The sequence below is a fragment of the Fundicoccus sp. Sow4_F4 genome, assembly GCF_052116145.1.
Taxonomy (GTDB): Bacteria; Bacillota; Bacilli; order Lactobacillales; family Aerococcaceae; genus Fundicoccus.
Map to the genome: position 1 here is coordinate 273,561 of NZ_JBQKLQ010000004.1, position 9,593 is coordinate 283,153.

The 9,593-nt window shown below is 38.7% G+C and carries 6 protein-coding genes; 5 read left to right on the forward strand and 1 reads right to left on the reverse strand.

The features are described 5' to 3' along the window. Window positions 1-648: 648 nt before the first annotated feature. The 5 genes from nrdD to ACTQ5J_RS08265 all read left to right on the forward strand — a co-directional run bounded on the left by nrdD (window position 649) and on the right by ACTQ5J_RS08265 (window position 6,586). The gene (gene nrdD, locus ACTQ5J_RS08245; RefSeq protein ID WP_441752262.1) at window positions 649-2,829 is read left to right on the forward strand and encodes an anaerobic ribonucleoside-triphosphate reductase; all 2,181 of its coding nucleotides are present in this window, start codon (window positions 649-651) and stop codon (window positions 2,827-2,829) included. 21 nt (window positions 2,830-2,850) lie between these two features. Continuing rightward, window positions 2,851-3,423, forward strand: coding sequence for an anaerobic ribonucleoside-triphosphate reductase activating protein (nrdG, locus tag ACTQ5J_RS08250; RefSeq protein WP_441752264.1), 573 nt, complete (start codon window positions 2,851-2,853; stop codon window positions 3,421-3,423). A gap of 188 nt (window positions 3,424-3,611) precedes the next feature. Continuing rightward, on the forward strand, window positions 3,612-4,694 hold the full coding sequence (locus tag ACTQ5J_RS08255) for a M42 family metallopeptidase (RefSeq protein WP_441752266.1): 1,083 nt from the start codon (window positions 3,612-3,614) through the stop codon (window positions 4,692-4,694). Between the two features lie 66 nt (window positions 4,695-4,760). Further along, entirely contained in the window at window positions 4,761-5,504 is a 744-nt protein-coding gene (locus tag ACTQ5J_RS08260; RefSeq protein WP_441752268.1) for an MBL fold metallo-hydrolase, read from the forward strand. A gap of 77 nt (window positions 5,505-5,581) precedes the next feature. Beyond that, window positions 5,582-6,586: a lipoate--protein ligase gene (locus ACTQ5J_RS08265; RefSeq protein ID WP_441752270.1), complete on the forward strand. Its 1,005-nt coding sequence runs from the start codon at window positions 5,582-5,584 to the stop codon at window positions 6,584-6,586. A gap of 101 nt (window positions 6,587-6,687) precedes the next feature. Here ACTQ5J_RS08265 and gshAB read toward each other — a convergent pair whose 3' ends face one another. Then, the gene (gene gshAB / locus ACTQ5J_RS08270) at window positions 6,688-9,012 is read right to left on the reverse strand and encodes a bifunctional glutamate--cysteine ligase GshA/glutathione synthetase GshB (RefSeq protein WP_441752272.1); all 2,325 of its coding nucleotides are present in this window, start codon (window positions 9,010-9,012) and stop codon (window positions 6,688-6,690) included. Between the last annotated feature and the right edge of the window lie 581 nt (window positions 9,013-9,593).

Sequence of the window (9,593 nt, forward strand, 5' to 3'; positions counted from 1 at the left end):
ATCCAAAGTCGCCGTGTCACCTATACGACACGTGCTTTCCACTACCTTTAACGGCGTGTCACCACATGACACGTGCTTTCCACCACCTTAAACGGCGTGTCATCACACGACTCGTGCACCAGAGTCTAGTCAAAGATATTCCTTCAATATAAAATCTTAAAAGAAAATGGTGTCCTTCGTCACGACACAGCCCCGATTAAAGCCAGCTGATAGTCTTAAATAACCGTTAAAAACGTAGTGACTGACCCTTTCATCTTTTCCCAAACCTCGTAATTAGCACATAAGAACGGGTTCGAATTTTAAACAAGCAGTGGATCTTCCAGAACAAACAAATTGGCTATCGATAGTCAATACAAATTCCGACAGCGAACTGCTCAAAGAGCTATTCTGTCGAGAGGCTTGGTAGGGAAATTATCGTTCTAAAATTTACTGCTGTGTAATATATTCAGAATAAACACTTTATAAAAAATATCAATTTAAAGTTTGCTCATAAAGACGCTGACGCAATTATTCAAAGCTGTCATTATAAAATTATTGAATGATACTTTAGAATAGCTTGAGAAAAACTCTGTTTAAAACACAATATGTATGCTAACATAAAGGTGTCATGACACCATATGTTGTGTTGTGAGAAAGGTGGATGACTCAATGTCAAGTTTAATTAAAGAGAATAAAGCGAGTATTTCGCAAGAACTAAGTATTCAGGTGATCAAAAGAGATGGGCGTCGTGTGCTATTTAATCAAGATAAAATAAAGCGAGCGATGATGAATGCAGTGGTTGAGGTTTATTCAACAGTGACAGAAGAACATGAAGAGCTTTTGACCGCAATGACGAAACAAATCCAACAAGATATCGCTAGCCGTTATACAAGGGATATAAAAATTTATGAAATTCAAAGCATTGTTGAACATCACTTATTAGAAAGTGGACTCATTGAGGTAGCCAAGGCCTATATTCGTTATCGTACAGAACGTGACTTAGAAAGAGCAGAAGCTTCCAATATAAATGTTCGCATTCAAGCGCTTCAAGCGAATGAACAAAAGGTTGTGAACGAAAATGCGAATAAGGATAGTCGCGTGTTCAATACTCAAAGAGATTTAACAGCCGGAATAGTCGCAAAATCTATAGGACTGACTATGCTACCACCACATGTAGCCAATGCACACCAAAAAGGTCAACTACATTATCATGATTTAGACTATCATCCTTATGCGCCAATGAGCAATTGTAGTTTAATTGATTTCAAATCAATGTTCGAAAAGGGATTCAAAATAGGCAATGCCGAGGTTGAATCGCCTAAATCAATTCAAACGGCCGCAGCGCAAATGGCACAAATTATTGCCAATGTTGCAAGTAGCCAATATGGCGGCACTAGTGCGAATCGAGTGGATGAAGTGTTAGCCCCTTATGCAGAACTTAATTTACAAAAGCACTTGGAAATAGCAAGTCACTGGATGGAAGATTCAAAAAAACAAATGGCCTATGCAGTAGAGCGAACGAAGAAAGATATCTATGACGCAATGCAAAGTTTAGAATATGAAATTAATACTTTGTATACCTCTCAAGGACAAACGCCTTTTACAACATTGGGCTTTGGGTTAGGAACAAATTGGATTGAACGCGAAATTCAAAAAGCAATTTTAAGAGTTAGAATTACAGGATTAGGGACAGAGAACAGAACAGCTATTTTTCCCAAATTGGTTTTTACTATAAAACGTGGTGTGAATTTGCAGCAAGTTGATCCCAATTACGACATCAAACAATTAGCGATTGAGTGTGCAACCAAAAGAATGTACCCGGATGTTTTAATGTACGATAAAATTGTTGAATTGACGGGAAGTTTTAAAGTGCCGATGGGCTGTCGTTCTTTTTTACAAGGCTGGCGAAATGAAGATGGGCAAGAAGTTAATGATGGGCGTATGAACCTCGGAGTGGTGACCTTGAATTTACCTAGACTGGCCTTAGAGGCTAATGGTAATCAAGAAACATTTTGGCAACTATTAAATGAACGTCTTGAAATTGTAGAGGATGCCTTAGTTTACCGTGTGAACCGGGTGAAGGAAGCAAAGCCAGAAAATGCACCTATCTTATATATGCATGGAGCGTTTGGAGAGAGGCTTAAGCCAAATCAAGCGGTGGATGACCTGTTTAAGAATAAACGAGCAACGGTATCTTTGGGTTATATTGGCTTGTATGAAGTCGCCACTTGTTTCTATGGAGCAGCTTGGGAAGAAAATTCGATTGCCAAAAACTTTACGATTGATATTTTGAAGACGTTAAAAGCAAAAGTTGATGTCTTAAGTGAACGACATGGCTATCATTTTAGCGTGTACAGTACGCCATCAGAAAGTTTAACTGATCGATTTTGCCAAATGGACCGAGAGTTATTTGGTGTGGTAGAGGACATTACAGATAAAGAGTATTATACGAATTCCTTCCATTATGATGTTCGCAAGACTCCCACACCCTTTGAGAAAATATCTTTTGAAAAAGACTATCCTCAATATTGTAGTGGTGGCTTCATTCACTACTGTGAGTATCCAAATATGCGACAAAATCCTAAGGCCTTAGAAGCCGTTTGGGACTATGCTTATGATCGAATTGGTTACTTAGGAACGAATACGCCAATTGACCATTGTTATGAATGTGACTATGATGGTGATTTTGAAGCAACAGCTCGAGGCTTCCAATGTCCGCAGTGTGGCAATCGCAATCCAGCAACATGCGATGTTGTTAAAAGGACCTGTGGTTATTTAGGCAATCCTCAACAAAGACCTATGGTCCATGGACGTCATAAAGAAATTAGTGCTCGCAAGAAACATATTTAGTCAAAAAAAGGAGAGACAGACATGAGGCATCCTAGGGCGCAAGAATGGTTAGCCCAAGAGTGGAGTCAAGGTAAAATAGCGGACTATAAGCCTTATAATTTTGTAGACGGAGAAGGTGTGAGATGTAGTCTCTATGTCAGTGGCTGTTTATTTGCATGTGAAGGGTGTTATAACCGAGTAGCGCAAAATTTTAACTACGGCACGGTCTATACTGAAGCTTTAGAACAGCAAATACTAAAAGATTTGGCAGCACCTTATTGTCAAGGCTTGACACTGTTGGGGGGCGAACCTTTTTTGAATACTCAAATACTTATTCCTTTATGTCGAGCGATTCGTCAGGAATTTGGAAACAGTAAAGATATTTGGTCTTGGACGGGTTATTATTGGGAAGAGATGATGCAAGAATCACCAGATAAGCTGGAATTGCTCAGTTTAATTGATGTGTTAGTCGATGGGCGGTTTGAATTAAGTAAGAAGGATTTAAGCTTACAATTTCGAGGAAGTTCAAATCAGAGAATTATTGATGTTAAAAGTAGCCTTTGGCGGGATGAAGTCATCTTATGGCGCCAAAGCTCAGGCGAAACCTATAAATAAACGTTAGTGAATTCTTTTAGACAGAAAATGACTAATATCCAAACGCTGAAATCACTTCAGACACGTTTTTGTAAATTGAATTATGCGAATTGAACTGTTATATTGGTACTATGAAAGATTCAGACTCAATCTATTTAGTCTGTCTTAATAAATGATTTAAAACTGTATCAATGTGAGGAGTATTTTTAATGGAAATTAACGAGACATTATTAAAAGAACTAACTGAAGTTAACGGTATCGCTGGTAACGAAGGTAAAGTAAGAGCACTATTCAAAAAAGAAGCAAGCGACCATGCGCAAGAATTTGTTCAAGATGGTTTAGGAGGTATCTTTGCAAAGCATACAGGAAATGCGGACGGTCCACGCTTAATGTTAGCGGCCCATATGGATGAAGTTGGTTTTATGGTCAGCCAAATCACAGACAAAGGTTTTATACATTTCGTAACCATTGGTGGTTGGTGGAGTCAAGTAGTACTCGCGCAACAAGTCACACTAACTACTCGCGAAGGAAAAGAATTCCGTGGGATTACAGGTTCAAAACCACCGCACGTTCTAACAGCAGAAGCGCGTCAAAAACCAATTGATATCAAAGATGTTTTCATCGACTTAGGAGCAAGCTCAAAAGAAGAAGTTGAAAGCTGGGGCATTCGTCCTGGGGATATGATTACCCCTTATATTGAATACACTCGTTTAAACGAGACCCCCTTCTTATTATCTAAAGCATGGGACAACCGTATTGGTGTGGCTGTCGCTTTAGAAGTTTTAAAAGAAGCAGCAATTAATGGTCATGAGACGGTACTTTATTCAGGCGCAAACGTTCAAGAAGAAGTTGGTCTACGTGGCGCTAAAGGGGCGACTTATTTAATCGAACCAGATCTAACCATTGCATTAGATACAGGTACGGCAGGTGATACACCAGGGATGACAGCTAAAGAAGCTGACTCGGTTTTAGGTAAAGGCCCACAAGTGATTGTTTATGATGCGTCAATGATTGGTCACAAAGGTTTTCGTGAATTTGTGGTAGATGTGGCTGAAGCAGAAGGCATTCCATTCCAATATACATTCATTCCTGGCGGTGGAACAGATGCTGGAGCACAACATCAAGCGTTAAGCGGTATTCCATCAATTGCGATTACGGTGCCTGTGCGTTACTTACATTCACATACCTCTGTTATTCATGAAGATGACTTTAAAAACACTGTGAAATTAGTGAATGCGATTGTTCGTAAAATGAACAAGCAGGCATTAAAGCAAATTCGTGAGAATGTTTAAACAGCCGTCTCTGATACATCAAGTCATACGTCAGATTAGACGAACATTTCAAAAGGAGCTAATTGAATGAAACTACGAATAATCGGTTGTGCCGGTGGTTACCCATTAGGAGAAAATGGGACGTCTTCTTATTTGCTCAGCTCGAGCGAAGGAGATTATCACGTCTTATTAGACGCCGGAAGCGGCTCTGCTTTAGCAATTGAAAAATACCTCGATGTTAATAGCCTAGACGCAGTTGTGCTTTCACATGATCATCCGGATCATGTGGCAGACGTCGGGATTTTTCAACATTTATTTTTATTGAAAAAACCCGCCCCTCAAACGACACCTATTCCCATTTATCATTTCCCGGAGTCAACATTTGCCCCATTATTAGTTGATGATGGCTCAAGTTTAGCGAAACCTTATCAACCAAATGGTGTCTTGAAATTAGGACCCTTTGATTTCACTTTCATTAAGACGGTTCATCCCTTGGAATGTTATGCGATGAGAATATTAGAAAGAGAAACGGGTAAAGTCATTGTCTATACGGCAGATAGTGGTTGGTTAGAAGCAATGATCGCTTTTGCGAATGAAGCAGATTTGTTAGTGGCTGATTGCAACTTCTCAAATGAAGTCGGCCAAAACGATAAACACTTTACTGCGGAGGAAGTAGCTCGACTGGCTAATGAAGCGAAAGTTAAAGCGCTAGTTCCCACTCATTTACCACCACAGGCTGATAAAGGTTTAATTATTGGTCAAGTAATGGAGGATTTGAACGCTAGCATTTCACTTTTAGAAGCTTATCCAGGCGCTTTATACGAAGTGTAAGCGCGACTTTCGGATAGAAAGCAAAACCATTTTTTTGGACAGAGGCTAGAAGTAGTCAACGGAGAGGATTGGAATAGATGTATTTTGTAGATAATCAGAATAATTATGATGCGAGTGTCAACATCGCAATTGAAACCTATTTAGTAGAGAACCGTTTAGTGGATGAGCCGATTCTGTTGTTTTATATTAATGCCCCATCAATTATTATCGGCCGCAACCAGAATACCATTGAAGAAGTTAATCAATCTTATGTTGAAGCCAATGATATTACGGTTGTTCGCCGCATGTCAGGGGGAGGAGCAGTCTATCACGATTTAGGAAACTTCTGTTTTTGTTTAATTAAAGATGACGATGGCTCCTTTAGAGACTTCGCAAGTTTTACTCAACCAATGATCGAAGCCCTTCGTAAGATGGGAGCGACAAGTGCCGAATTAAAAGGGCGTAATGATTTGTTAGTTGATGGACGTAAATTCTCAGGAAATGCGATGTATGCCAAGAATGGCCGTATGACTGCGCATGGAACGGTTATGTTCAAGTCAGAACTAGATGAAGTGAATAATGCCTTGAAACCTAACAAAGCAAAGATTGAATCTAAAGGCATTAAGTCCGTTCGTTCTCGTGTGACGAATATACTGCCATATGTCGATGAACAGTATAAAGAACTATCGACTGAAGCTTTCAGAGACATTATTTTATTAGAAATCTTTGGTGTTGAGAAACGTGAAGACGTGAAAGAATACCATTTAACGGAAGAAGACTGGAAGAAAATCTATGAAATTCGGGAAGAACGCTTTGGTAACTGGGATTGGAACTATGGACAATCACCAAGTTTCGATATCCAGAAAAGTCATAAGTTTCCATTTGGTTTAGTTGATTTCCGCTTTAATGTTAAAGCAGGTAAGTTCACTGAAGCTAAAATTTTCGGAGACTTTTTCGGTTTAGGAGATATTGCTGACGTTGAGAAGGTGTTAGTAGACACTAAGTATGACCGAGCATCTGTTAACGAAGTGTTCAATGGAATTGATATTAATAAATATTTCGGTAATGTGACTCAAGATGAATTGGTCGATTTAATCTTCTAGTATATACAAAAAGCTGTGGCTCAATTTGAGTCACAGCTTTTTGTATATACTAGATAGTTAGACTTTCCTTCTATAATACATCAAGAAAGTTAGGAGGTGATTTATCTAACAGGTGCTTCAGGAAACAGTTGTTGTAAAACTGGGATTCCTAACAAACGTGGTTTGCCTTGTTCTGGGAATAAATGAATCATGATTGCTGGGTTAAAGTTGGCTTCAATAGCCGCGTAGTCATTCTCCGATTGAATAGGGTGTGAGAAGTCCTTGATGATTAAGTCGATCCCGCAGAAGTTAGCGCCTAATGCCTTGGCACTTTTGATTGCTAGGTCTTTGTAATCTTGATGAACTTCATCAGTACGATCAATGGCAAGTCCGCCTGTTGAAATATTACTATTCTCACGTAAGTAAACAACTTGATCTTTGTCGGGAATCGAATCAAGCGATAACTGCTGAGCTTTTAATTGTAATTGCTCCAAACGGCCTTTGCCAATTTCTACTAAAGGCGCACGGTGATTCGAACCACGTAGTGGATCGGTGTTCACACGCTCGATTAATTCTGAAACGCTCGAGTGGCCGTCTCCTTTGACTTGAGCGGGTTGGCGTTCGCAAATTGCATGGACTTCGCCGTTTTGGACATAGAAGCGAAGTTCGGTTCCAGGGACAAATGCTTCTATAAGAACAGTCTCATCTTCAGCGAATGCAATTTGTAATGCTTCCTCATAGTTTTCACGACTAGGATGAGCTTTGAAAATGCTGATGCCAATACCATAATTCGTATTCTTAGGTTTCACAACAAATTGTTCAAATCCTATCAATGGAAAATATTGAGAAGCTTCTTCAAAGCTCGTGAAGCTATCCCCAGCAGGGACATGAATCCCGTTTTCTGCTAAGATTTTCTTAGTAGCGACTTTGTTCTCCATAACGAAATAACTGATTTGTGTATCGAAGGACGTCATGTTAGCATTCTTGACTAATTCAGAATGACCGTTATACGATAATCTGACTAAGTTTTCAGACGCATCTAATTCTTCAATTTCGATACCTGCTTTCATGGCATAAGTTAAAAGATGTTGTGTCGAAATTTCATAAATTTCGAAACCGTGTAAATTGTATGGTCGATCTAGATAAGTTTTTTTATGTTGACGGGCTAAGTCTAAGCCGTACTCTAAGAAGTAATCTTGCGCTTTGACGCCTTTAGCTTTCGCTTTTTCTTCTATCTCTAAGATGATTTTACCACCAAGAGTTAATTCTGGTGTTTCAAGTAATGGGATTCTATCAGCTACAATCTTTTCGAAGAAGCCGTCAGTCAATTGTTGTTCATCTAATGTGCGAGCGATCGTTTGCATTGCAGTTAATAATTCTAGACCTTCTTCTTTATATGCCAAAGGTGCCAAAGAGTCTGTAGCGGCGACGACATGATTCATTATGTTGCCTAATTCAACCTCTTCATCTCGCTCAATCTGTGGAATATACAACATTGTAAGGATAAATAGTTTGGTAAAGATAATATCCTCACGTGTTATTCCATAAGGGTCAAGTGGGTTTAAATCAAAGTTACGAAACTCGATGTACTTAATACCATCTGTAATTAACTTACGGTATTGTTCTTGACCTCTAAAACGTACATCACGGTATAGTTCTTTTTCTAAAGAGAGTTGTCCGCTTGTAACAGCTTTTTCTACATCTGTTACAAATGCTTCTAATGAAGCATATGAAATAGATAAATCGGGATCATTTTGGTAGCCGTATTGACTCTGTCTGAATGAACGCATGGTTGATTCTTTTGGTGCTCCGAATAAATTGGTTGAATAGTTATCTGCCAAATATGGTGTAGCCCCCAAGAAGTAAGTCAGTAACCAACGATAACGTAAGTAGTTGCGTCCTAAAGTTAAGTAAAGGTCGTTCGTAACTTCTTTAATAGACAAGTTTTGATTCAATTCAGAAACTTTTGCTTCTATAAGAGCGGGGTTAATCTGGAAGTTATAGTGAATGCCACATAATAGTTGAACGGGCTTACCATATACTTCTGCAAGATAAGCACGATACTTATACTCATCTGGATTTTCTAACTGAGCAATTTTGATGACGTCTGGGTCATCAGGTAAAAGACCAGGACCACTGAAAGGCCAGAGTAGTTCATCGTCGTGCTGTTCTGTCATAGTAGTCTGCACAATTTGATGACTTGCTGCTAGCCATTTGATTGCTTCTTTTGCTGTCTTCACTGGGGGAGTAATTAACTCTAATTGACTATCAGCGAAATCAGTTTGAATATAAGGTTGTTGCGTGCGAGTACCCCACTCAGCAGAATGTGGGTAATCGGATAAGTTGCCATCTTGTTTCAAACGTAATGATTCTTTCTCTAAGCCAATTGTACTTTGCCATAGACTACTTAAATCTTTTAGTTGAAACATTGGGTGATTAAGTTCCATAAATGCCTCCAACTACACGCATGAATTGTTGCTTCATGGTGAGATATTATTACTGAATCATAGTATAACTGATAATAGAGAACAAACAAACCATTTTAATAATGAATTTACTAAAGAAATGTTATAGGAAAGCTTGATTATAGTAGCTTTGCCTCCAAAGCAATAATAATATTAATAAAATATCAAAAATATGTTTGACAGAAGGAACAATCCCATGTTATATTATTCCTTGTCGTCACGAGGACATAGAAAAACAAAGCAACTCACGACGAAAAATAATTTTAAAAAAGACTTGACTTAAATGTTAAGTAAATGTTAAGATTAAGACCTTGTTGAAGAAGCAACACAACAAGTAAACAAAAAACATGAAACATTAAGACGAAAACATTTTTTAAAAAGTGTTGACAACGTAAAGAGATTCGTGTTATGATATAGAAGTTGTCGCGGTAAGAAACGAAGCGTTTCCAAAGTGACACAAAGCTCATTGAAAACTAAACAAAGATAAACACCAAGATGTGTAAGAGTTTATTGGCTACGGCTGATAAACACAACCGAATAAATTTCGAGACACTGGATGACCA

Bases quoted from the DNA above. Each gene is read 5' to 3' on its own strand.
- nrdD (WP_441752262.1), top strand. From the start codon at position 649: ATGTCAAGTTTAATTAAAGAGAATAAAGCGAGTATTTCGCAAGAACTA.
- nrdG (WP_441752264.1), top strand. From the start codon at position 2,851: ATGAGGCATCCTAGGGCGCAAGAATGGTTAGCCCAAGAGTGGAGTCAA.
- ACTQ5J_RS08255 (WP_441752266.1), top strand. From the start codon at position 3,612: ATGGAAATTAACGAGACATTATTAAAAGAACTAACTGAAGTTAACGGT.
- ACTQ5J_RS08260 (WP_441752268.1), top strand. From the start codon at position 4,761: ATGAAACTACGAATAATCGGTTGTGCCGGTGGTTACCCATTAGGAGAA.
- ACTQ5J_RS08265 (WP_441752270.1), top strand. From the start codon at position 5,582: ATGTATTTTGTAGATAATCAGAATAATTATGATGCGAGTGTCAACATC.
- gshAB (WP_441752272.1), bottom strand. From the start codon at position 9,012: ATGGAACTTAATCACCCAATGTTTCAACTAAAAGATTTAAGTAGTCTA.